A 22580-nucleotide genomic window follows, 5' to 3' on the forward strand; every position below is an offset into this window, starting at 1 on the left:
GCCGAGGCCGGCCGGTAAGTACTGCCGGTAAGTACTGCGGGGGCAGTTCTCAGGCCGCCTCGTCGACGGAGGCGGCGCGCGACGGGCCGGCCGTCGTGGGCCGCCGTACGCCAAGGTCGGTCAGGGCCGCGTGAGCGGCGCGGCGGGCCGAGCGGAGGGCGCCCTGGACCGTGCTGGTGTCCCGGTGGTCCCCGCACACGTACAGGCCGTCCAGGAGGCGGACGGGGCGGCGGCGGTCGTGGGGTGCGGGCATCGCGGGTACGGCGCGCGGGTCGTGGTGCACGGTGAGCGTCTCCCAGTCCCGCGTCGACGTGGCGTAGAGGGCCGCGAGATGGACCCGCAGCTCGTGCTCGGAGGGCGGCGCCCCGAGCACCGTCGACGAGACGAGCGCCCGGCCGGCCGGGGCGCGGACCGGGTCGACCTGGCTGATGACGGAGGTGTGGGCGACGGGCCCGAGCCGGTCGGCGTCGAGCAGCAGCGCGGGCTCGGCGAGCGGCGGCTCGGGCGCGGCGTGGTGCACGACGGTCACCGGGTGGAAGGCGGGCACGCGCAGGCCGGGCAGGAGTTCGGCGGCGGCGACCGCGTCCGTCGCCAGCACCACGGCGCGGCAGGGGAGGCGGCCGTGCTCGGCGGTGGTCACCGAGTTCGCGGAGACGGCGGTGACGCGGACGCCGGTGTGCACGGTGCCGGGCTCCAGGCCGGCGGCGAGCAGTTCGGGCAGCGTGTCGGCGCCGCCCTCGGGCACGGCGAGACGACCCGACGCGTAGGCGTGCAGCGCGAGGTCGGCGCACCGGCTGGACGTCGTCAGCTCCGGGTCGCAGAGCAGGGCCGACAGCAGCGGACGGACGAAACCGTGCAGGGTCCTGGCGGGCAGGCCGCGAGCCGACAGGGCGCTGCCTATGGGGAGTTCGGGGCGGGCGAGGAGCCGGGCGGGGTCGGTGGCGGCGAGCCGCGCGAGAGCCGCCCCGAGCCGCGCGTGGTCCAGGGGGCCGCCGAGCGGGGGCCGGGATCCGCGCGGCGGCCTGGGGGCGCTCGCAAGGGCGCGCGCCGCGTTGAGTGCGCCCCTTGTGCGCCGGGGGTCGGCCGGTTCGCCCGCCCGGTGGCGCCGGCCCTCGCTGGACACCAGCACGCCGGGCGAGAAGGGGCGCAGCACGAGCCCGTCCAGACCGGGCGCCTGACGCAGCTCGGGGTAGGACGTGGAGAGCAGCTGTCCGATCCGGTCCAGCCGGAACCCGTCGACCTTCTCGGTGGACATCCGGCCCCCCACCCCGCCCCCGGCCTCCAGGACCAGGACCCTCACACCGGCCCTCGTCAGGTGCCGGGCCGCCGCGAGTCCCGCGACCCCGGCCCCCACGACGACGACAGCCCCTGAATCTGCGATCGCGGGCTCAAGCACGTGCCCCTCCCAGAGTTGCGCGGCGGCCGGCCGCGGCCTCTTCCGGAGGCGTCATGCCCCCTGCACGGCCGCGGGATACCCGGGTTCGGGACGAGGTTAGGTCCGCGACAGGCCGGGAGCGGTCGCGCGTCGGGGCGGCACGGGGGCACGCGAGGACCGCGGATGCGCCCCCGGGGCCGCGAGGCCAGGACCAGGACGTGTGTCGAAACTCCCGCCTGCCCCGCGGCGGGCGGCACGCCCTAGGACGAGACGAGCGAACCCGTGTCGACCGGTGTCGTCGCCGTAGCCGCCCGCTCTGCCTCCGGCGAGACCTCGTCGGCCGTCAGCACGTACCCCGTCCCGGCGTCCGACGTGGACCGCGCGAACACCACCCCGTACACCCGTCCGTCCGTCGTCAGCAGGGGACCGCCCGAGTTGCCCGGCAGCACGGTGGAGCGGATCGAGTAGATCTCGCGCGTGACGTTCCCCGTGCCGTAGATGTCCTGGCCGCCCGCCCGGATGGTGTCGGCGACCGTGGCGGCCTGGAGGTCGAGGCCGCCGTTCTGCGGGTAGCCCGCGACGACCGCCGCGTCGCCGCGCGAGGCGCTGTCGTCGAGGGAGAGGGCCGGGGCCCGCAGGTCGGGCACGTACAGCACGGCCACGTCCTTGTCGGGGTCGAACAGGACCACCTGCGCGGCGTACGCGCGGCCGACCCCGCCGACCCGGACCGAAGGATCGTCGATGCCCGCCACCACATGGGCGTTGGTCATGACGTGCTCGGACGCGTAGACGAAACCGCTGCCCTCACGACCCTGGGTGCCCGAGGCGCCCTCCACCTTGACGGTGCTGCGCTGCGCGGCCCGGGTCGCCGCCGCCGTCACGTTGTCGCCCGAGGGCTTCGCGACCTCAGCAGACGGCTCGCTGGCGAACGGGTCGAAGACCTGCGGGAAGCCCGCGGAGGTGAGCGCCCCGGTGGCCCGCGAGAACCAGGCCGGTGTCGACGAAGGCATCGTGTCGTGGACCGCGCCGAGCACGGTGGAACCGCGGATCGCCTGGTTCAGCGCCACCGATGACGACGCCGCGAGGACGCTGCCCGCCACCCACGCCACGACCAGCACGGCCAGCGCGCCCGCCGCCGCGCCGCCGACCCCGTCGGCCACCCGCAGCGGCCCCGGGGCCCGGTCCATCCCGCCGCGCACCCGCACCGCGAGCCGCCCGGCCAGCGTCTGCCCGGCGATCGCGGGGAGCAGCACCGTGAGCACGGCGGCCACCGTGGCCGTCGACGTGCCGGTCGTGACCGCGTCCATCACGAAGGGCAGCAGCCATACGCCGACCACGGCGCCGCCGACGAACCCGGCCAGTGAGACCAGGCCCGTGAGCAGGCCGCGCCGGTAGCCGGAGACGGCGTAGCCGAGAGCCAGCACGATCAGTGCGATGTCGAGGACGTGTATCCGCGGGTCCATATCGGTAACAAACGACCGCGGAGCCCGTACTGGTTCCGCCAACTGGCGGACATGTGGTCGACCGCACAGCGCGCGGGCGCCGGAGAGTGGAGGCGTGCGTGTCCTGCGGAGGGTGTGGTGCTGCGTGCCCGGGGTCCTGGTCCTCGGGCTCCTGATGGTGGGCGCCGTCCTGGTCGACCGCACGGGGCGGTCCGAGGCGAGGCACAGCTCCGGTACGGCGGCGCGTGTCGCCGAGGTCCACCCCGCCCCGGCGCCGCACATCGTGCCCCGCGCGAAGTGGCTGGCCGGTATGGACCCCTACCACCGGGCCCCCGTCCGGTACGGGGACCGCGTCGTCGCTGTCTTCGTCCACCACACCGACTCACCGAACGACTACGACTGCGCCGACGCCCCGCGCATCGTCCGCTTCGTCTACGCGGGGCAGGCCGGCGGCAAGGAGTGGGACGACATCGGCTACAACTTCCTCGTCGACCGCTGCGGCACCGTCTACGAGGGGCGTGCGGGCGGCGTCGACCGGCCCGTCGTCGGCGCCCACACCCAGGGCTTCAACCGGAACACGGTCGGCATCGCCGCGATCGGCACGTTCACGAAGGGCACGCCGGTGCCGCGGGCGATGACCGACTCGATCGCCGCGCTCGCCGCGTGGAAGCTCGGCCTCTCCCGGGTCGACCCGCGCTCCACCGTGCGCCTGGTCTCCAGCAACAGCCTGAGCCGGTTCGAGAAGGGCACCGCCGCCGAGTTCCACGCGATCTCCGGACACCGCGACGGCTACGAGACCGCCTGCCCCGGCGAGGCCCTGATGAGTGAACTGCCCGCGATCCGCACCCGCGCCGCCCACTTCCAGGGCCGGGACCGGGCCTCCCGGAAGCGCCCTGGCTGAAACTAGGCGGGCCGCAGGGTCCCGCCGGTAACTAGGCGGGCCGCAGGGTTCCGCCGCCGTTCAGCCGGTACGTCTTTCCGCCGAGGCCGGGGCTGGCGGCCCGGTCGTACGTCACCGAGTGCCCGTTCCCGTCGATCACGTCGGAGACGCTCGCCTCCGGGCCCAGTTCCAGGCCCTTGACCCATGAGTCGCCGGCCACCGACCAGCGCGCGCGGGCGCCGAGCGTCATCGTCGCCCCCGCGACCGCCCCGTCCAGCTTCGTCGACCCGCGCAGGTCGAGGACGGCGGAGCCGCTGGAGACGATCACGTCGCCCTTCAGCTTCTCGCCGTCCGCCGCGAAGGTCGCGATCCCCTTGTCGCGGACCCGCAGCAGCACCCCGCCCTTCGTCTTCAGCTCGGCGCCCCCGGACAGGCTGATGTCCGCCACGGCCTGCCGCACCGAGAAGAGGTCGCCGTCCGCCGCCTGGATCGACCCGCCCGACATCGAGAACGCCGCCGTGTCGCCGCCCCGCAGGACGACGCCGCCCGCTGCGGCCGTGGCCCGTACGTTCTTCAGGGCGAGCGAGCCCCCGGACTCCACGGTGAACGCCTCCGAGTTCGCCAGGTCGAACAGCGTCCCGGAGACCGACACGTCACCGGCGCTCTGCACCCCGGGCGAACCGCACCCGGCCGAGGTCATCGTGCCGCCGGACACGGACACCTTCGCCCCGCCGGGACCGGTCGCGATCGGGGCGGCCTGCGCGCCGGCCGTGTCGATCTGCACGTACCGCAGGTCGACCTCGCCCCCGTACGACGCCGAGACGCCGTGCGCGGAGATGCCCTTGGTCTTGATGATGTTGGCGCCGAGCTGTGCCCGCGCGTCCTTCCCCGAGGCGAACGCGGCCGTCGCACCCTTGCCCTTGGTGGTGATCCGGCCGCCGGAGAGGGAGATCCGGCCACCGTCGCGGGCGAGCGCCGCCGCGTTCAGACCGTGCCCTGCGGAGTCCTCGACGGACGACGTGGAGCCCTTCTTGGAGACCCGGGAGTCGCGCGTCGACAGTGTCCCCGCACCGGAGACGAGCACCGCCGACCGGTCGGCCTTCTTCGCCTTGAACGGCGTGCCCCGCCGTGCGGTCCTCTCGCCGCTCTCCAGCGTGTACGTGCCGCGGGTCGCGGGCGCCGCGTCCGCGCCCCGGTCCGGGGCGGGCGGGTCCGTCACGCACCGCGCGCCGCTCGCCGTCGCGGCGGGGGAGGCCACCGGCGGCGTGGCCGTGCCGTCGTCGTCGGAACACGCGGCCAGCGAGGACAGCGTCAGCGGCAGCAGCAGGATGGAAGCGACGGTCGTGCCGCGCCCGCGTCCCGCGCGGCGCGGGAGTCCCAGGTATGTCATGGGCCTAACGTTCACACTTCACCCTTCGCGCGGCACGTCCGGGGTGTCCGGAGCGAAGACGAGCAGCGTCAGATCGTCCCGCACCGTCTCCGCGAACCGCACCACGTCGCGCCAGACCGCGTCCGTCAGCGCCGCGGGATCCTCGGTCGCGAAGCCCGGCAGACGGGCCGTCAGCGGGTAGAAACGGCCGGCGGCGTCCCGCGCCTCCGTCACCCCGTCCGTCAGCGCGAGCAGCCGGTCCCCTGCGCGCAGGTCCACCGTCAGCGGCTCGGGCGGTTCGAGACCCGCCACCCCCACGCCCAGCGGCGCCCCCGGGGCCACGGGCAGCTCCGCCACCTGTCCGGCGCGCAGCAGCAGCGGATGCGGATGGCCGCAGCTGAGGACGCGGACCACGGGGGAGTCGTCAGGGAACTCCAGGAGCACCGCCGTCGCGAACAGCTCCGCGTGCTCCTCCTGCGCCGCGTCCACCACGAGTCGCCGGTCGAGCCGCGCCGCGACGCCCTCCAGGTCCGGCTGGTCGAGCACCGCCTCCCGGAACGCGCCGAGCAGCCCCGCCACCGTGCCGACCGCCGACAGACCGTGCCCCTGTACGTCCCCCACGACCGCCCGCACCCCGTGCGGCCCGCGCCGCACGTCGAAGAAGTCCCCGCCGACCAGCGCCCCGCGCTGCGCCGCCCGGTACAGACCGGCGCAGCGCACCGAGCCCACCCGGTCGGGCAGCGGCGGCAACACGGCGAACTGGGCGGCCTCCGCGACCGTACGGACCGTGACCAGCTGCTCGTCGCGGCGGCTGCGTACCCAGGCGATCAGCACACTCAGCACCGACACGAACGTCACGGTCAGCACGTCGCTGTTGCCGGGGCGGCCGAACCCGGCCGAGGGCAGGGCCAGGACCACGACGATGAAAGCGCTCAGCACCCCGGTGGCGGCGGGCCCGTACGACAGGGCGGCCAGCGGGGGCAGCGCGGCCAGCAGGAAACCCAGCTCCAGGTGGGTCTCGGTGCACGCCTGGAGCAGGCAGAGCCCGACGAACAGCACGATGGGCAGCCAGCGCACCCAGCGCGGCGGCGGCGCCCCGCGCAGCCAGGCACGCTCCTCCCCGTCACGGCGGCGCGCCACGGGCCAGCTCATGCCAACCGGCTCCCTTCGCGACGGGCGTACGCCCTCAACCCTCCTACGAGTCGCGTGCCTCCGCATGCCGCCAGGGCCCGGTGTGCAGCTCCTGCCCCATCAGCACGTCGTCCACGTACTCCCCGTCGAGCAGGAACTCGCCGGGCAGCACGCCCTCGACGACGAAGCCCTCGTCCTCGTACAGCTTGCGGGCCGGCGCGTTGTGCCCGAGCACCCGCAGCGTGATCCGCCGCGCACCCTGCCGCCGGGCCTGCTCGACCGCGGCCCGCAGCAGGGCCCGGCCCAGGCCGTGCCCGCGCGCCTCCGCGGCGACGGCCAGCCCCTGAACCTGCCTGACGTGCGCGTTCGCGGCCAGCGCGGTGGGCAGACCGAGCCGTATGTAGCCCACGACCCGCCCGGCGAGCTCGGCGACGAGATGGTCGCGCGGGCCGAACCGCTCGGTGAAGAACGGCGGGTAGGGCGGCTGCGGCGGCGGCTTGACCGCGTGCAGATACGACCAGGTGTCCCGGTCCAGGCGGCTCAGGGCCTCGTCGTCGTCCGGCACGGCGAAGCGTATGAGGGGTGGCTGCTGCGACATGCGGGTCACTGTACGACCGGCAAGATGGAGGCATGACACGTATCGCGGTGGCGGGCTCCTCCGGGCTCATCGGCTCGGCGCTCGTCCGTTCCCTGACCGCCGACGGACACGAGGTGGTGCGGCTGGTGCGCCGGGCCCCGCGCGCCGCCGACGAGGCCCGCTGGGACCCGAAGAAGGGGCAGATCGACACCGGCCGGCTCAGCGGCTGCGAGGCCGTCGTCAACCTCGCCGGCGCCGGCGTCGGCGACCACCGGTGGACGGACGCCTACAAGCGGGAGATCCGCGACAGCCGCGTCCTCGGCACCACCCTCATCGCCGAGGCCGCCGCCGCCCTCCCCACCCCGCCGCGCGTCCTGCTCAACGGCAGCGCCGTCGGCTACTACGGCTCCACCGGCAGCCGCGCCGTCGACGAGACGGCCCCGCCGGGCGACGGGTTCCTGCCCTCGGTGTGCGTGGAGTGGGAGGCGGCCACCGCCCCCGCCCACCAGGCCGGGATCCGTACGGTCATGGCCCGCACCGGCCTGGTCGTCTCCCGCTCCGGCGGGGCCTGGGCCAAGCTGTTCCCGCTGTTCAAGGCGGGCCTCGGCGGGCGTATGGGCGACGGCCGCCAGTACTGGTCGTACATCGCGCTGCACGATCACGTCGCGGCGCTGCGCCACCTCCTGGACACCGACTCCCTGGCCGGTCCCGTCAACCTGACGGCGCCGCACCCCGCGACGAACCGCGAGGTCACCGCGGCGATGGGCCGGGTCCTGCGCCGGCCCACCCTGGCCACGGCCCCGGCGCCCGCGCTGCGCCTGGTGCTCGGCGAGATGGCGGAGGACGTGCTGGGCTCGACGCGGGCCGTGCCGACCCGGTTGGTCGAGTCGGGGTTCGAGTTCGCGTTCCCGGGCCTCGACGACGCGATCAAGGCCGCTTGAGAGCGGACGGGGGTTCAGGACAGGCTCCGAGCGTCCGGAGCCGCGCCCCGCAGGTCAGCCGAACCGCTCGGTGAGCCGGGGGTACAGCCGGGCCAGCGCCGCCGCGTCCTCGAAGTCGAGCGGGGTGCCCTCCGGCTCCGGCGGGGCCGGGGGGATGCCCAGGTCGGCGGCGACGGCCCCGGTCAGCTCCTCGTACGCCTCGTCCGCCGCGTACCCGAGCTCCTCCCCGTCCCCGTCCACCTCCTCGTCGAAGTCGCGCAGCGACTCCGCCAGCGAGTCCGGATCGTGCAGCGCCCCCTCGAAGACCTCCCGGCCCTGCCCGATCAGCCAGCACCGGAAGTAGTCGAACGCGTCGTCGCTCGCCCCGCCGAGGAGCACCCACGCGGCGCCCCACAGATCCCAGCGGTAGGCCCGGTTGTAGCGGACCTCGAAGTGCCGCGCGAAGTCGAGCACCGAGTCGGGGTCGGAGCGCAGCAGTCTGTCGACGAGCAGCTCGGCATGGTCCTCGGGGTCGCCCTCGGCGGCCTCGCGGGTGCTGTCCACGATCTCCCAGAACTCGGTCTCATCCATCACGGGACAAGCATCGGCCCTGGGTCCTGGGGGCGCACGCCGAGCGCCGGAGCAGCGCCACTTCGTTATGCGTGCACATGCCCAGGGCACCCCGCGACCGGCACGCGCACGCGCCCGGCGCTCACCCGTACGACTCCCGCATCCGCCGCGCGGCCTGCGCGAACCGGTCCCGCAGCGCCTGCGGAGCCACCACCTCCGCCTCCGGTCCGACCGTCATGAGCTGGGCGTACGCGACCTCCTGCGACTCGACGGGCAAGGTCACCGTCACCCGTCCGTCGGCATCCGCCGCCCCCGCCGACTCCACCGCCTCCCGCGCGGCCGCCGGATCGACGGCGTACGGCAGCAGGCGTACGCCCTCGGCCGTCAGCCGTACGACCACCTCGGCCCGCAGGATCGCCCGCGCAAACTGTGCGGCCCGCTCCTCCCAGAACGCGGGCAGGTCGAACCCCTCGTCCCGCGTGAACCGCTCGTCCCCGGCCCGCACGGACGTGAACCGCTCGACCCGGTACACCCGCCGGTCCGGCCCGTCCCCGCCGCGCACGGCCGCCGCCAGGTACCAGACGCCCGCCTTGAGCACGAGCCCGTACGGCTCCAGCTCCCGCTCCACCGGCGCCTCCCGCTCGTCCCCGCGCCGGTAGCCGACCCCGAGCACGCGGTCGCCCCACACCGCCTCCGCGACCGCGGGCAGCAGCTCGGGCGTCCGCGGCTCCTGGAACCAGCCCGGCGCGTCCAGATGGAACCGCTGCGCCGCCGTCCGCGACGCGTCCCGCACCGACGGCAGCAGCGCCGCCGACACCTTCAGCCGGGCCGCCGACGCCGCGTCGTCCAGGCCCATCTCGCGCAACGCCCCCGGCACGCCGGACAGGAACAGCGCCTCCGCCTCGCCGCGGGCCAGCCCCGTCAGCCGCGTCCGGTAGCCGCCGACCAGCCGGTAGCCGCCCGCTCTGCCGCGGTCCGCGTAGACCGGAACACCCGCCTCCGACAGGGCCTGCGCGTCCCGGGTCACCGTCCGCTCGGACACCTCCAGCTCGCGCGCCAGCTCGGCCGCGCTCATCGACGGCCTGGACTGGAGCAGCAACACCATCTTGATCAGGCGGGCAGCACGCATGCCGCCATCATGGCCCGCCCCACCGACAGCGCACGCGGCCCCGGGCGCTCAGACCGTCGTGAAGTGCATGACGGAGAACGCCGCGCCCTGCGGGTCCGCGAGTGTCGCGAAGCGCCCGGTGGGGATCGTCGTCGGCGCCACCAGGACCCGGCCGCCCAGCTCCTCGCAGCGCGCGGCGGTGGCGTCCGGAGCGTCCACGGCGACGTAGAGATTCCAGTGCGCGGGCACCCCGGGCGGGAACTCACCCGTCGACATGTCGACCATTCCGCCGAACGCCTCGTCGGCGACCGTCCACTCCATGTACCGGCCGTGCCGCCCCTCGCCCCCAAAGGGCCGCTGCCGCGTGCCCCAGCCGAGCACCGACTGGTAGAAATCCACCGCGCCCGCCGTGTCCCGGGTGAGCAGCTCGAACCAGCAGAAGCTGCTCGGCACGTTCACCGCCTCGAAACCGGCGTGCGCCAGCGGGTCCCACAGGCCGAACGCGGCGCCCCCGGCGTCCTGGCAGACCGCCAGCCTGCCCTGCTCGTGCACGGCGACAGGACCGGCGAGGACCCGGCCGCGGTTGCCGTTCACGCGCGCGGTGACCGCGTCGATCCCGCTCGACTGGAAGTACGGCAGCCAGGCCGCGGGCTGCCGCGGATCCGCCACCGGGCCGACCCCGGCGACGAGGTGGCCGTCCTCGGCGTCCAGGGCGAACATGCTGTACCCGTCGGTGAAGGGGTCGTCCACCAGCCGCGAGCGCCAGCCGAACAGCGCCTCGTAGAAGACGCGGGCCGCGTCCGTGTCCGGGGTGGACAGGTCGGCCCAGCAGGGCGCGGAGGGGGTCTTGGAGATCTGCACGCGTATGCCTCCCAGGGGCGCCCCCCTCGGCGACCCGTCCATTCACGCACGCGTGCCCCGCCCCGGCAATCGGGACGGGGCACACCTGCGGCAGGTACTACAGGCCGTAGCGCTCGCGCGCCTCCTTCACGGCCGTCGCCTTGACCTCGCCGCGCCGGGCGAGCTGGGCGAGCGCCGCGACGACGATCGACTGCGCGTCGACGCCGAAGTGACGGCGGGCCGCCTCACGCGTGTCGGACAGACCGAAGCCGTCCGCACCCAGCGAGGACCAGTCCTGCTCGACCCACTGCGCGATCTGGTCCGGGACCTGGCGCATGTAGTCGGACACCGCGAGCACCGGGCCCTCGGCGCCCTGCAGCGCGCGGCGCACGAACGGGATCCGCTCCTCGCCGCGCAGCAGGGCGGCGTCCGCCTCCAGGGCGTCCCGGCGCAGCTCGGTCCAGGACGTCGCGGACCACACGTCGGCGGCCACGCCCCACTCCTCGGCGAGCAGCTTCTGCGCCTGGAGCGTCCAGTGGATCGCCGTACCGGAACCGATCAGCTGGATGCGCGGCGCGTTGGCGGCGGCCACGTCCAGACCGGCCGACTCGGCGGTGTTGAAGCGGTAGAGGCCCTTGACGATGCCCTCGTCGATGCCGGCCGGCTTCGCGGGCTGCGGCATCGGCTCGTTGTAGACGGTGAGGTAGTAGAAGACGTTCTGGTCCTCACCCGGAGCGGCCTCGCCGTACATGCGGCGCAGACCCTCCTTGACGATCGCGGCGATCTCGTAGGCGAACGCCGGGTCGTAGGAGAGCGCGGCCGGGTTCGTCGCGGCGATCACCGGCGAGTGGCCGTCGGCGTGCTGGAGACCTTCACCGGTCAGCGTCGTACGGCCGGCGGTGGCGCCCACCAGGAAGCCGCGGCCGAGCTGGTCGCCGAGCTGCCACATCTGGTCGGCCGTGCGCTGCCAGCCGAACATCGAGTAGAAGATGTAGAACGGGATCATCGCTTCGCCGTGCGTCGCGTACGACGACGAGGCCGCGATGAAGTCCGCCATCGAACCGGCCTCGGTGATGCCCTCGTTGAGGATCTGGCCGTTCTTGGCTTCCTTGTAGTACATCAGCTGGTCGCGGTCGACCGGCTCGTACGTCTGCCCCTTGGGGGAGTAGATGCCGAGCGAGGGGAAGAGCGACTCCATGCCGAAGGTGCGCGCCTCGTCGGGGACGATCGGCACCCAGCGCTTGCCGGTCTCCTTGTCGCGTACGAGGTCCTTGACCAGGCGTACGAACGCCATGGTCGTCGCGATCGACTGCGAGCCGGAGCCCTTGTCGAAGGAGGCGAACGCCTTGTCGGCGGCCTGCGGCAGCGCGGGTAGCGGCTGCGTGCGACGGGCCGGGGCGGGGCCGCCCAGGGCCGCGCGGCGCTCCTGGAGGTAGCGGACCTCGGGGGAGTCGGCGCCCGGGTGGCCGTAGGGGACCACGCCGTCGACGAACTGGCTGTCGGAGATCGGCAGCTCGAGAAGGTCACGCATGTTCTTGAACTCGTCGGTCGTGAGCTTCTTCATCTGGTGGTTCGCGTTCTTCGACGCGAAGCCCTCACCCAGGGTGAAGCCCTTGACCGTCTGCGCCAGGATGACCGTCGGCGCGCCCTTGTGGGCGAGCGCCGCCCGGTACGCGGCGTAGACCTTGCGCGGCTCGTGACCACCACGGGAGAGGTGGAAACACTCGAGGATCTTGTCGTCGGAGAGCAGCTTCGCCATCTCGGCGAGCGCCGGGTCCTTGCCGAAGAAGTCCTCGCGGATGTACGCGGCGTCACGCGTCTGGTACGTCTGCACCTGCGCGTCCGGCACCTCGCGGATGCGGCGGACCAGGGCGCCGGTGGTGTCGAGCTGGAACAGCTCGTCCCAGGCGTTGCCCCACAGCGACTTCACGACGTTCCAGCCGGCACCGCGGAACTGGGCCTCCAGCTCCTGCACGATCTTGAAGTTGGCGCGGACCGGGCCGTCGAGGCGCTGCAGGTTGCAGTTGATGACGAAGGTCAGGTTGTCCAGACCCTCGCGCGAGGCAAGTGCGAGTGCCGCGGTCGACTCGGGCTCGTCCATCTCGCCGTCGCCGAGGAACGCCCACACGTGCGAGGCGGAGACGTCCTTGATGCCGCGGTTGGTGAGGTACCGGTTGAAGCGCGCCTGGTAGATCGCGGAGAGCGGGCCCAGACCCATGGAGACGGTCGGGAACTCCCACAGCCAGGGGAGGCGGCGCGGGTGCGGGTAGGAGGGGAGGCCGTCACCGGCCGCCTCCTGCCGGAAGTTGTCGAGCTGCGCCTCGTTCAGGCGGCCGTCGAGGAAGGCGCGGGCGTAGATGCCGGGGGAGGCGTGGCCCTGGATGTACAGCTGGTCACCGGAACCGTCCCCCTCCTTGCCCTTGAAGAAGTGGTTGAAGCCGGTCTCGTACAGCCAGGCGGCAGAGGCGAAGGTGGCGATGTGGCCACCGACGCCGTGCTTGCTTCCACGGGTCACCATCGCGGCCGCGTTCCAGCGGTTCCACGCGGTGATCTTGCGCTCCAGCTCCTCGTCACCGTCGATGGCCGGCTCGGCCGAGGTGGGGATGGAGTTGACGTAGTCCGTCTCGAGCAGCTTCGGCAGCGCCAGGCCGCCCTCCTCGGCACGCTCCAGGGTGCGCCGCATCAGGTAGGCGGCGCGGTGCGGCCCGGCCGCCTGGGTGACGGCGTCCAGGGAGGCCTGCCATTCGGCGGTCTCCTCGGGGTCGCGGTCCGGGAGCTGGTCGAGCTCGCTCGGCTGGATGCGCATGGGGTCGGTCATAGTCGCCGCACGCCTTCCTGAGTCGAAGGGGGTGGGGTGGGGGTGCCCTTGGTCTTTGGCAGGACAGGGCGGGGGTCCCGGTGGAGACCCGTCAGCGACTGTAACTCCGTGATCGATGATCGATCAAAGGGTTGAAGCCCAAAACCTCTTCAGATCGAGAAAGTCGGCACAGGGTGCCCGGAAACTGGGCGTCTCAGGGCACCCAGTGCCCTCAAAGGAGCTCCGTGGTGAGACGCAGCTCACGTTCGCCCGCACGCGGCGCACAGCCCAGCACATGCGCCTTGACCAGCTCCGCGATCGCGGGATCCCGCCGCCGGAACGCCGCGACCAGCTCCTCGTGCTCCTCCGCGTACGACTGCTGCACGGTCCCCAGCCAGCGGATCGACAGCGCGGTGAAGACCTCGATGCCGAGCCCCTCCCAGGTGTGCAGCAGCACCGAGTTGCCCGCGGCGCGCACCAGCTCCCGGTGGAAGGCGACCGTGTGCCGCACCTGCGCGGTCCCGTCGGCCTCCCGGTCGGCCCGGTACAACGCGGCCACGTGCGGTTCGAGCGCCGAGCAGTCCTCGGCGAGGCGGACCGCGGCCAGCTCCGCGGCGATGGCCTCCAGGCCCGCGCGGACCGGGTAGCTCTCCTCCAGGTCCGCCGCCGAGAGGTTGCGCACCCGCACGCCCTTGTTGGGCGCCGACTCGATCAGCCGCAGCGACTCCAGCTCGCGCAGGGCCTCCCGGACCGGCGTCTGGCTGACCTCCAGCTCCGTGGCGATGCGCCGCTCCACGATCCGCTCACCCGGCTTCCAGCGGCCGCTGACGATCCCCTCCACGATGTGCTCGCGGATCTGCTCGCGCAGCGAGTGGACGACCGGCGTGGTCATGTGGGCTCCTCCGGAGGGCCAAGGGAGTTGACGTCTAGACAATACGGCGGCGCCCCCGCCCGGAAGTGCTCCGGGCGGGGGCGCCACAGGTGAGGCTGGTTACAACCAGGTCCTCGGACGTACCCGTGAGTACTACAGACCCAGCTCGACCTCGAACTCGCCGGCTTCCAGGATCTGCTTGACCGTCGACAGGTAGCGGGCGGCGTCCGCGCCGTCCACCAGGCGGTGGTCGTAGGAGAGCGTCACGTACGTCATGTCGCGGACGGCGATGGTCTCGCCGAGCTCCGGGTGGCTGATGACGACGGGGCGCTTCACCGTGGCACCGATACCCAGGATGGCGACCTGGTTCGGCGGGACGATGACCGTGTCGAAGAGCGCGCCGCGCGATCCCGTGTTGGAGATCGTGAAGGTGGCGCCCGACAGGTCGTCCGGGGCGATCTTGTTCGTGCGGACCTTGTTGGCCAGCTCCGCGGTCTTCTTCGCGATGCCCGCGAGGTTCAGGTCACCCGCGCCCTTGATGACCGGGGTCATCAGGCCCTTCTCGGAGTCGACGGCGATGCCGACGTTCTCCGAGTCGAAGTAGGTGATCGTGCCCTCGTCGTAGTTCAGGCGGGCGTTGATGACCGGGTGGGCCTTCAGCGCCTGGACGGCGGCCTTGACGAAGAACGGCATCGGGGAGAGCTTGACGCCCTCGCGGGCGGCGAAGCCGTCCTTGGCCTTGCCACGCAGCTTCATCAGCTTGGTGATGTCGACCTCGATGACCGAGGACAGCTGCGCCTGCTCGTGCAGCGCCTTGGTCATGTTGTCGGCGATCGCCTTGCGGATGCGCGGCAGCTTGACCGTCTGGCCGCGGAGGGGAGAGACCTCCAGGGCCGGGGTCTTCGGCGCGGCGGCGGCGGCCGGGGCGGCGGCCGGAGCCTGCGCCTTGGCGGCCTCGGCGGCGGCCGTGACGTCCTGCTTGCGGATGCGGCCGCCGACGCCGGAGCCCTTGACGGTGGACAGGTCCACGCCGTTCTCCGACGCGAGCTTGCGCACCAGCGGGGTCACGTAGGCGCCGTCGTCCGCGGCGGAGGAGGCCGGGGCCTGCTTGGCCGGAGCGGGAGCGGGGGCCGGGGCCGGGGCCGGGGCGGGCTCCGACGGGACCGGGTCGGGCGCCGGAGCGGTCTGCTGCTGCGGGGCCGGGGCCGAGGGGGCCTGCGGCGCCGGAGCGGCCGGGGCCTCCTGGGCCGGGGCGGCCTGCTGCGGGGCCGGGGCCTGCTGGGCGGGGGCGGCCTGCTGCGGCGCCGGGGCCTCCTGAGCGGGGGCAGCGGGCTGCGCGGGCGCGGCGGCCGGAGCGGCACCGGGGGCACCGATGACGGCGAGCTTGGCGCCGACCTCGGCGGTCTCGTCCTCGGCGACGGTGATCTCCAGGAGCACACCGGCGACGGGGGAGGGGATCTCGGTGTCGACCTTGTCGGTGGAGACCTCGAGCAGGGGCTCGTCCTCCGCGACCTCCTCGCCGACCTCCTTCAGCCAACGGGTGACGGTGCCCTCGGTGACGGACTCGCCCAGGGCGGGCAGCACCACGTCGGTGCCCTCGGCGGAGCCGGAACCGGCGGCCGCCTCGGGGGTGGGGGCCGGGGCGGGGGCCTCGGACTCGGTGGACGGCGCGGCCTCGGCGGGCTGGGCCGGCTCGGCGGCCGGAGCCTGCTCCTGAGCCGGGGCCTGCTCCTGAGCCGGGGCCTGCTCCTGGGCCGGGGCGCCGGAACCGTCGTCGATGACGGCCAGCTCGGCGCCGACCTCGACGGTCTCGTCCTCGGCGACCTTGATGGAGGCCAGGACGCCGGCGGCGGGCGAGGGGATCTCGGTGTCGACCTTGTCGGTCGACACCTCCAGCAGCGGCTCGTCGACCTCGACGCGCTCGCCCTCGGCCTTCAGCCAGCGGGTGACAGTGCCCTCGGTGACGCTCTCACCGAGCGCCGGAAGGGATACGGAAACCGCCATGGTTTCTGTTGCTCCTTAACGATGCGCAACTAGGGGGTACCGAGTTGCGGAAGTCTGTGGTCGGACGGTCGTCGCGCCCAGTTGCGACGCAGTGGCGCGGTGGGACGCTGCTCAGTCGTGCGAGTGCAGCGGCTTGCCCGCGAGGGCCAGGTGGGCCTCGCCCATGGCCTCGTTCTGCGTCGGGTGGGCGTGGATGAGCTGAGCGACCTCGGCGGGCAGCGCTTCCCAGTTGTAGATCAGCTGGGCTTCGCCGACCTGCTCGCCCATACGGTCGCCGACCATGTGGACGCCGACCACGGCACCGTCCTTGACCTGGACGAGCTTGATCTCACCCGCGGTCTTCAGGATCTTGGACTTGCCGTTGCCCGCGAGGTTGTACTTCAGAGCGACGACCTTGTCCGCACCGTAGATCTCCTTGGCCTTGGCCTCGGTGATGCCCACGGAGGCGACCTCGGGGTGGCAGTACGTCACCTTCGGCACGCCGTCGTAGTCGATCGGGACGGTCTTGAGACCGGCCAGACGCTCCGCCACCAGGATGCCCTCGGCGAAGCCGACGTGCGCGAGCTGGAGCGTCGGGACGAGGTCGCCGACGGCCGAGATCGTCTCCACGTTGGTGCGCATGTACTCGTCGACCAGGACGTAGCCGCGGTCCATCGCGACGCCCTGCTCCTCGTAGCCGAGGCCCTGGGAGACCGGGCCGCGGCCGATGGCGACGAGCAGCACCTCGGCGTCGAAGGTCTTGCCGTCGGCGAGGGTGACGCGGACGCCGTCCTGCGTGTACTCGGCCTTCTCGAAGAACGTGCCGAGGTTGAACTTGATGCCGCGCTTGCGGAACGCGCGCTCAAGAAGCTTGGAGCTGTTCTCGTCCTCGACCGGCACGAGGTGCTTGAGGCCCTCGATGACGGTGACGTCGGTGCCGAAGGACTTCCACGCGGAGGCGAACTCGACGCCGATGACGCCGCCGCCCAGGATGATCGCGGACTGCGGGACGCGGTCCAGCTTCAGCGCGTGGTCCGAGGAGATGACGCGGTTGCCGTCGATCTCCAGGCCCGGCAGCGACTTCGGCACGGAGCCGGTCGCGAGGAGGACGTGGCGGCCCTGGACACGGCGGCCGTTCACGTCGACGGAGGTCGGGGAGGAGAGCTTGCCCTCACCCTCGATGTACGTCACCTTGCGGGAGGCGATCAGCCCCTGAAGCCCCTTGTACAGGCCGGAGATGACGTCGTCCTTGTACTTGTGGACGGCCTCGATGTCGATGCCCTCGAAGGTCGCCTTGACGCCGAACTGCTCGCTCTCGCGGGCCTGGTCGGCGATCTCGCCCGCGTGCAGCAGGGCCTTCGTCGGGATGCAGCCGTTGTGCAGGCAGGTGCCGCCGACCTTGCCCTTCTCGATCAGGGCGACGTCGAGTCCCAGCTGCGAGGCACGCAGAGCCGCGGCGTAACCGCCGCTGCCACCGCCGAGGATCACTAGGTCGAAAACGGTGCTGGCGTCGTTCGCCACGTCACGTCCTCCATGCATGTGCGCCGTACGCCGGTCTCCTGCGACCGCGCGGCGGCTGGTGTTCGGCCGCTCGTTCTTCGGCCCTGTGGTGGGGGCCCTGTCCTGCCGCCCCCCATCCTCGCACTTGTCGAAGGCATGCGGGACGTCGGGCCGGGGTCTGAGACCGCCGTTACACCACGGTCGGGTGCGGCAGGGGTGACATAACCCGGGGATTCAGTCGAAAGCGAACGGCCCCTGATGCCGTGCACCGGGGCCGTTCGTCCAGGTCGAGCCGGGTCAGCCGAGGTCGCCCGCGGCCGTGCGCTCCGCGAGGCGGACCAGCGTACGGACGGCCGAACCGGTGCCGCCCTTGGGCGTGTAGCCGAACGGGCCGCCCTCGTTGAACGCCGGACCGGCGACGTCGAGGTGGGCCCACGTGATGCCCTCGCCGACGAACTCCTGGAGGAACAGACCGGCGACCAGGCCGCCGCCCATCCGCTCACCCATGTTGGCGATGTCCGCGGTGGGCGAGTCCATGCCCTTGCGCAGGTCGGCCGGGAGCGGCATCGGCCAGGACGGCTCGCCGACCTCCTCGGCGATCTCGTGGATCGACGTGCGGAAGGCGTCGTCGTTGGCCATGATCCCGTACGTGCGGCTGCCGAGCGCCAGCACCATGGCGCCGGTCAGGGTCGCCACGTCGACGATCGCGTCCGGGTTCTCCTCGGAGGCCCTGGCGAGGGCGTCGGCCAGGACCAGGCGGCCCTCGGCGTCCGTGTTGAGCACCTCGACCGTCTTGCCGGAGTACATGCGCAGCACGTCACCGGGGCGGGTGGCGGAACCGGACGGCATGTTCTCGGCGAGCGCCAACCAGCCGGTGACGTTCACGTCGAGCTTGAGGCGGGCCGCGGTGACGACGGCGGCGAAGACGGCGGCGGCGCCGGCCATGTCGCACTTCATCGTCTCGTTGTGACCGGCGGGCTTCAGCGAGATGCCGCCCGAGTCGTAGGTGATGCCCTTGCCGACGAAGGCGAGGTGCTTCTTGGCCTTGGAGCTCGTGTACGAGAGCTTCACCAGGCGCGGGGCCGAGGCGGAACCGGCGCCGACGCCGAGGATGCCGCCGTAGCCGCCCTTGACGAGAGCCTTCTCGTCGAGGATCTGCACCTTGATGCCGTGTTCCTTGCCGGCGGCCTGGGCGACGGCGGCGAAGGCCTCGGGGTTGAGGTCGTTCGGCGGGGTGTTGATCAGGTCGCGGGCGCGGTTGAGCTCCTCGCCCAGCGCGGTCGCGCGGTCGATCTCCGCCTTGTACGCCTTGTCGCGCGGCTTGGTGCCGAGCAGGGCCACCTCGGCGAGGGGCGCCTTGGCGTTCTTCGGGTCCTTGGCGGACTCCTTGTACGCGTCGAAGGAGTACGCGCCGAGCAGCGCGCCCTCGGCGATCACACCGGCGTCCTCGGCGTCCTCGATCGGCAGCGCGAACGCGGCCTTCTTCGCGCCGTTGAGGGCACGGGCGGCGACGCCCGCGGCGCGGCGCAGCGACTCGGCGTCGAACGTCGCACCCTCGGCGGCCTTGTCGGGGAGCGCACCGAGACCGACCGCCAGCACGACCGGCGCCTTGAAGCCGGAGGGCGCGGGGAGCTTGGTCACCTCGCCCTCGCCGCCCGCGGCGCCGAGGGTCTCCAGGACGGAGGCGAGCTTGCCGTCGTACGCCTTGTCCACGGCCTCCGCGCCGGGCGCGACGACCAGGCCCTTGTCGCCCTTGGCGACACCGACGACGATGGCGTCGGCGCGCAGGCCGCTGGCCGCGGCGGTGCTGAGAGTCAGAGCAGTCACGGTGGTGAGGTCCCTCTTTCGTGATTCGGGGTCTGGGTGGCCCGGGGCGAGCCTACGCCCGTGTGTTGTCGTCGGGCCCGTCGAGGTGCTGTCGCGGGGCTATGCCCCGGACCTCGCTCCTCAAGCGCCGGAGGGGCTTGACGGGGCGGAGCTCGAGTCGACTCAGAAGACTGCGAGGGTCACCAGTGCCGCTGTCGCCGCCGTTTCCGCCAGCGCTCCGAACACGTCCCCCGTCACCCCGCCGAACCTGCGCACGCAGTGCCGCAGCAGCAACTCGGCCGCGCAGCAGCCCAGTACGACGGCGAGCGCGCCCGGTAGCGAGAGCGCTGCGGCGGCCGCCACGGTCACCGCGCCCGTGAGCAGCGCCGCCCGTGTCGGGACCGTTCCCGCGACGGCCGCGCCGAGCCCCTCCGGGCGGGCGGCGGGCACCCCGGCGCGGGAGGCGAGAGTGAGGGCGAGGCGGGCCGTCACCGCGGAGACGGCCGCCGCGACGGCGCCGTGCGCCCAGGAGTCCGCGTACAGCTGGGCCAGGACGGCGATCTGGGCGAGCAGGGTGAGGAGCAGGGTGACGACCCCGAACGGGCCGATGTCCGACTGCTTCATGATCGTCAGGGCGTCCGCCGCGGGCTTGCCGCTGCCCAGACCGTCCGCGACGTCCGCGAGCCCGTCCAGATGCAGCCCTCTGGTGAGCACGGCAGGCACGGCGACGGAGGCGACCGCCGCGAGGAGGGCGCCCGCCCCGAGGAAGGTCAGCGCCCCGCCGAGCACGGCCGCGGCGAGCCCGACGACCAGGCCGGCCAGCGGGGCGCACAGCATGCCGGCGCGGGCCGCGTCGCGGTCCCAGCGGGTGACGGTGACGGGCAGGACGGTGAGGGTGCCGAAGGCGAAACGTATGCCGTTGGCCAGGGCGGCGCGGGAGCTTGTTGCGGACACCGGGGGAGGTTAACCCGCGGCGCGCGGGCGGACGCGGGGGCGGTGACGCACCGAGGTCAGTGCGCACAGGGCGAGCGCCGCGCCGATCGCGGCCAGGTGCTCCTTGCCCGCCAGGTTCGGTTCGAGCACGCACTCGGCGGCCATCGCGGCGACGACCAGCGTGCCGGTGAACCGGGCCCGGTGGCGCCAGCACACGTACACCGCGAGCCCGACGACCGCCGCAGAGGGGCCGGTGTCGACGACCCGCGCGTCCGACGCGGGCAGGCCGAGGGGTCCTTCGGGGCCGAGCGCGATGCCGAGCCGCGCGTACAGCGTGCCCGCGAGCGTGGCCGCGTAGGCGATGACGAGGGTGCGCCGCCGGCCGAGGCAGAGCTCGGCCACGCCGAACACCAGCAGGAGCTGGGCGAGCGCGCCCCAGACGGGCAGGTCGAGCGCCGGGACGAACAGGGAGAGCGGGGTGCGTGACAAGGCGGCCCACAGCGGGTCGTCGGCGCGGACCGAGCCGATGCCCTGCACGGACCGGTAGCCCCAGGGCTGGTTCTGCGCGTACTGGAAGGCCGCCGTCAGGCCCACCGCGGTCAGCGTCATCGGGATCGCCCGCCACCCGCGCGCGCGGAGCCGCCCGGCGGCGACGGCGTACAGCGGCCCCCACTCCGCGCGCGCCCACCCGGAAGGCGCCCACGCGCGCGTGGTGCTCATCAGCGCTGTTCCAGGCGCCCGCGGCGCAGCCACTTCGGCAGGCCCGGTACGTCGAGGAAGCCCTCGGCGCGGGCCGACGCGATGCCGATGCGCGGAAGGTCGGCGCTCTTCTCGAAGAGCAGGAAGCGGGGCTCCCAGGCGGGCCGGTACTTCGCGTTGGCCCGGTACAGGGACTCGATCTGCCACCACCGGGAGAAGAAGCTGAGCAGGGAGCGCCACAGGCGCAGCACCGGGCCCGCGCCGAGCCGCGACCCGCGTTCGAAGACGGAGCGGAACATCGCGAAGTTGAGCGAGACCTGGGTGACGCCGATCTCGGGGGCGTGCCGCAGGAGTTCGATGACCAGGAACTCCATCAGCCCGTTCTCGGCGTTCCGGTCGCGCCGCATCAGATCGAGGGAGAGGCCGCGCGGGCCCCAGGGAACGAAGGAGAGCACCGCTCTCAACCGGCCTTCCCCGTCGGTGCATTCGAGCATCACGCACTTGCCGTCGGCCGGGTCGCCGAGGCGGCCGAGCGCCATCGAGAAGCCGCGCTCGGTGGCCCCGTCGCGCCAGTCGTCGGCCCGCTGGAGGAGGTGCGCCATCTCGTCCCCGGGGATGGACTCGTGGCGGCGGACCCGGACCGTGTACCCGGCGCGCCGGACGCGGTTGTAGGCCTGGCGGACCGTGCGCATGGCCCGTCCCTCCAGGGTGAACTCGCCCGTCTCCACGATGGCCTCGTCGCCGAGTTCGAGGGCGTCGAGGCCGTGCCGGGCGTAGATGGTGCCCGCCTCCTCGCTCGCGCCCATCACGGCGGGCAGCCAGCCGTGCACCCGTGCCTCGGCGAGCCAGGGTTCGATGGCGCCGGGCCAGGCCTCCGGGTCGCCGATCGGGTCGCCGGAGGCCAGCGAGACCCCGCCGAGCACCCGGTACGTCACCGCGGCCTTGCCCGTCGGGGACCACACGACGCTCTTCTCGCGGCGCAGCGCGAAGTAGCCGAGCGAGTCGCGTTCGCCCCCCTTGTCGAGCAGGGCGCGCAGCCTCGACTCGTCCTCGGGGGCGAGCGGGTCGACGGCCCTGCGGGAGCGGAACGCGGCGTGCACGACGGCGATCAGCAGGGCCGTGGAGAGGATGTTGATGGCGACGTCGACCCAGTGCGGGGTGGTGATGCCCGGGGAGCGGGTGGTGTCCGTGGCGACCGAGACGAGGCGCAGGGTGCCGTAGCGCCAGCGGTCGAGGAAGGTCGAACGGTGCTCGTCGTGGGCCTGGTTGACGAGCGTGACCAGGAGCGTCGCGACGAGCGAGGTGACCAGCAGGCCGCCGGCCGCGACCGCCGCCGCCAGTCTGGGGTTCGAGCGGTCGCCCTTGGCGTAGAACTCGCGGCGGCCGAGGAGCAGGGCGGCCACGAACGCGGCGGTCAGCAGGAGCGAGAGCCAGTTCTGCGGGTACCGCCGCACCTCCGGGAAGCACATCACGAAGGCGAACAGCAGCAGGAACAGGCCGCTCAGGACGAGGTTGAGGAGCCAGGCCGCGCGTTTGCGGCGCCCCATCGTGACCGCCAGGAACCAGGTGACGACGGCGGCGGAGAAGCCCGCCGCGAGCAGGTACGGGGTGAAGTAGTCCGCCGCGTTGTGGCGGCGCAGGTCCTGACCGAAGGAGACCCACACGGCGCTCAGCAGATTGATGAACGTGACGGTCCGGAGGTACCAGACCGTGCAGCCCGCCGCGCGCCGTGACATCGGTGTGCTGGTCGGTGGCTCTCCCATGACGCCCATAAAGGGG

General features: G+C 73.2%; 18 protein-coding genes. 2 read left to right on the forward strand and 16 right to left on the reverse strand.

Annotated features, from left to right (window positions below; genetic code table 11):
* Nucleotides 1-49 precede the first annotated feature (49 nt).
* A complete protein-coding gene (locus tag ACZ45E_RS32835; protein WP_468227901.1) occupies nucleotides 50-1396 on the reverse strand; it encodes an NAD(P)/FAD-dependent oxidoreductase in 1347 nt (448 codons plus the stop codon).
* Between the two features lie 239 nt (nucleotides 1397-1635).
* Nucleotides 1636-2838: a MarP family serine protease gene (locus ACZ45E_RS32840; protein WP_468227904.1), complete on the reverse strand. Its 1203-nt coding sequence runs from the start codon at nucleotides 2836-2838 to the stop codon at nucleotides 1636-1638.
* A 154-nt stretch (nucleotides 2839-2992) separates the two neighbouring features.
* Between ACZ45E_RS32840 and ACZ45E_RS32845 the strand changes: the two genes are divergently transcribed.
* Nucleotides 2993-3718 (forward strand): peptidoglycan recognition protein family protein, encoded by a 726-nt coding sequence (locus ACZ45E_RS32845; protein ID WP_468227993.1) that lies wholly within the window; start codon nucleotides 2993-2995, stop codon nucleotides 3716-3718.
* A gap of 31 nt (nucleotides 3719-3749) precedes the next feature.
* On the opposite strand, the gene ACZ45E_RS32850 is transcribed toward ACZ45E_RS32845, so the two are convergent.
* The 3 genes from ACZ45E_RS32850 to ACZ45E_RS32860 are packed head-to-tail and all read right to left on the reverse strand — an operon-like array spanning nucleotide 3750 to nucleotide 6795.
* Entirely contained in the window at nucleotides 3750-5087 is a 1338-nt protein-coding gene (locus ACZ45E_RS32850; protein WP_468227906.1) for a hypothetical protein, read from the reverse strand.
* A gap of 18 nt (nucleotides 5088-5105) precedes the next feature.
* Nucleotides 5106-6218 (reverse strand): PP2C family protein-serine/threonine phosphatase, encoded by a 1113-nt coding sequence (locus tag ACZ45E_RS32855; RefSeq protein ID WP_468227908.1) that lies wholly within the window; start codon nucleotides 6216-6218, stop codon nucleotides 5106-5108.
* Nucleotides 6219-6261: 43 nt separating this feature from the next.
* Nucleotides 6262-6795, reverse strand: a complete 534-nt coding sequence (locus ACZ45E_RS32860) for a GNAT family N-acetyltransferase (RefSeq protein ID WP_468227912.1) — start codon at nucleotides 6793-6795, stop codon at nucleotides 6262-6264.
* Nucleotides 6796-6827: 32 nt separating this feature from the next.
* Between ACZ45E_RS32860 and ACZ45E_RS32865 the strand changes: the two genes are divergently transcribed.
* Complete coding sequence (locus ACZ45E_RS32865) at nucleotides 6828-7715, forward strand: TIGR01777 family oxidoreductase (protein ID WP_468227915.1); 888 nt, start codon at nucleotides 6828-6830, stop codon at nucleotides 7713-7715.
* A 54-nt stretch (nucleotides 7716-7769) separates the two neighbouring features.
* On the opposite strand, the gene ACZ45E_RS32870 is transcribed toward ACZ45E_RS32865, so the two are convergent.
* The 11 genes from ACZ45E_RS32870 to ACZ45E_RS32920 form a co-directional block, all read right to left on the reverse strand.
* The gene (locus ACZ45E_RS32870; RefSeq protein WP_468227995.1) at nucleotides 7770-8285 is read right to left on the reverse strand and encodes a DUF4240 domain-containing protein; all 516 of its coding nucleotides are present in this window, start codon (nucleotides 8283-8285) and stop codon (nucleotides 7770-7772) included.
* 121 nt (nucleotides 8286-8406) lie between these two features.
* A complete protein-coding gene (locus ACZ45E_RS32875) occupies nucleotides 8407-9393 on the reverse strand; it encodes a helix-turn-helix transcriptional regulator (protein ID WP_468227917.1) in 987 nt (328 codons plus the stop codon).
* A 48-nt stretch (nucleotides 9394-9441) separates the two neighbouring features.
* The gene (locus ACZ45E_RS32880; RefSeq protein WP_468227920.1) at nucleotides 9442-10233 is read right to left on the reverse strand and encodes a VOC family protein; all 792 of its coding nucleotides are present in this window, start codon (nucleotides 10231-10233) and stop codon (nucleotides 9442-9444) included.
* A 97-nt stretch (nucleotides 10234-10330) separates the two neighbouring features.
* Nucleotides 10331-13030 (reverse strand): pyruvate dehydrogenase (acetyl-transferring), homodimeric type, encoded by a 2700-nt coding sequence (aceE, locus tag ACZ45E_RS32885; RefSeq protein WP_468227923.1) that lies wholly within the window; start codon nucleotides 13028-13030, stop codon nucleotides 10331-10333.
* 211 nt (nucleotides 13031-13241) lie between these two features.
* On the reverse strand, nucleotides 13242-13901 hold the full coding sequence (locus ACZ45E_RS32890) for a GntR family transcriptional regulator (protein WP_468227925.1): 660 nt from the start codon (nucleotides 13899-13901) through the stop codon (nucleotides 13242-13244).
* 132 nt (nucleotides 13902-14033) lie between these two features.
* Complete coding sequence (gene sucB, locus ACZ45E_RS32895) at nucleotides 14034-15884, reverse strand: 2-oxoglutarate dehydrogenase, E2 component, dihydrolipoamide succinyltransferase (RefSeq protein ID WP_468227928.1); 1851 nt, start codon at nucleotides 15882-15884, stop codon at nucleotides 14034-14036.
* Between the two features lie 111 nt (nucleotides 15885-15995).
* Complete coding sequence (gene lpdA / locus ACZ45E_RS32900; RefSeq protein ID WP_468227930.1) at nucleotides 15996-17384, reverse strand: dihydrolipoyl dehydrogenase; 1389 nt, start codon at nucleotides 17382-17384, stop codon at nucleotides 15996-15998.
* A 276-nt stretch (nucleotides 17385-17660) separates the two neighbouring features.
* Nucleotides 17661-19190: a leucyl aminopeptidase gene (locus ACZ45E_RS32905; RefSeq protein ID WP_468227933.1), complete on the reverse strand. Its 1530-nt coding sequence runs from the start codon at nucleotides 19188-19190 to the stop codon at nucleotides 17661-17663.
* A gap of 162 nt (nucleotides 19191-19352) precedes the next feature.
* A complete protein-coding gene (cobS, locus tag ACZ45E_RS32910; protein WP_468227936.1) occupies nucleotides 19353-20123 on the reverse strand; it encodes an adenosylcobinamide-GDP ribazoletransferase in 771 nt (256 codons plus the stop codon).
* A 9-nt stretch (nucleotides 20124-20132) separates the two neighbouring features.
* Nucleotides 20133-20822 (reverse strand): hypothetical protein, encoded by a 690-nt coding sequence (locus ACZ45E_RS32915; protein WP_468227939.1) that lies wholly within the window; start codon nucleotides 20820-20822, stop codon nucleotides 20133-20135.
* Nucleotides 20822-22564 (reverse strand): phosphatidylglycerol lysyltransferase domain-containing protein, encoded by a 1743-nt coding sequence (locus tag ACZ45E_RS32920; protein WP_468227998.1) that lies wholly within the window; start codon nucleotides 22562-22564, stop codon nucleotides 20822-20824. The genes ACZ45E_RS32915 and ACZ45E_RS32920 overlap by 1 nt, the downstream gene beginning before the upstream one ends.
* Nucleotides 22565-22580 lie beyond the last annotated feature (16 nt).

This window comes from Streptomyces sp. NPDC030991 (genome assembly GCF_055571235.1).

Excerpts from the sequence above, each read along its gene's own strand:
- ACZ45E_RS32840 (WP_468227904.1), bottom strand. The coding sequence starts at position 2,838 with ATGGACCCGCGGATACACGTCCTCGACATCGCACTGATCGTGCTGGCT.
- ACZ45E_RS32845 (WP_468227993.1), top strand. The coding sequence starts at position 2,993 with ATGGTGGGCGCCGTCCTGGTCGACCGCACGGGGCGGTCCGAGGCGAGG.
- ACZ45E_RS32850 (WP_468227906.1), bottom strand. The coding sequence starts at position 5,087 with ATGACATACCTGGGACTCCCGCGCCGCGCGGGACGCGGGCGCGGCACG.
- ACZ45E_RS32855 (WP_468227908.1), bottom strand. The coding sequence starts at position 6,218 with ATGAGCTGGCCCGTGGCGCGCCGCCGTGACGGGGAGGAGCGTGCCTGG.
- ACZ45E_RS32860 (WP_468227912.1), bottom strand. The coding sequence starts at position 6,795 with ATGTCGCAGCAGCCACCCCTCATACGCTTCGCCGTGCCGGACGACGAC.
- ACZ45E_RS32865 (WP_468227915.1), top strand. The coding sequence starts at position 6,828 with ATGACACGTATCGCGGTGGCGGGCTCCTCCGGGCTCATCGGCTCGGCG.
- ACZ45E_RS32870 (WP_468227995.1), bottom strand. The coding sequence starts at position 8,285 with ATGGATGAGACCGAGTTCTGGGAGATCGTGGACAGCACCCGCGAGGCC.
- ACZ45E_RS32875 (WP_468227917.1), bottom strand. The coding sequence starts at position 9,393 with ATGCGTGCTGCCCGCCTGATCAAGATGGTGTTGCTGCTCCAGTCCAGG.
- aceE (WP_468227923.1), bottom strand. The coding sequence starts at position 13,030 with ATGACCGACCCCATGCGCATCCAGCCGAGCGAGCTCGACCAGCTCCCG.
- ACZ45E_RS32890 (WP_468227925.1), bottom strand. The coding sequence starts at position 13,901 with ATGACCACGCCGGTCGTCCACTCGCTGCGCGAGCAGATCCGCGAGCAC.
- sucB (WP_468227928.1), bottom strand. The coding sequence starts at position 15,884 with ATGGCGGTTTCCGTATCCCTTCCGGCGCTCGGTGAGAGCGTCACCGAG.
- ACZ45E_RS32915 (WP_468227939.1), bottom strand. The coding sequence starts at position 20,822 with ATGAGCACCACGCGCGCGTGGGCGCCTTCCGGGTGGGCGCGCGCGGAG.
- ACZ45E_RS32920 (WP_468227998.1), bottom strand. The coding sequence starts at position 22,564 with ATGGGAGAGCCACCGACCAGCACACCGATGTCACGGCGCGCGGCGGGC.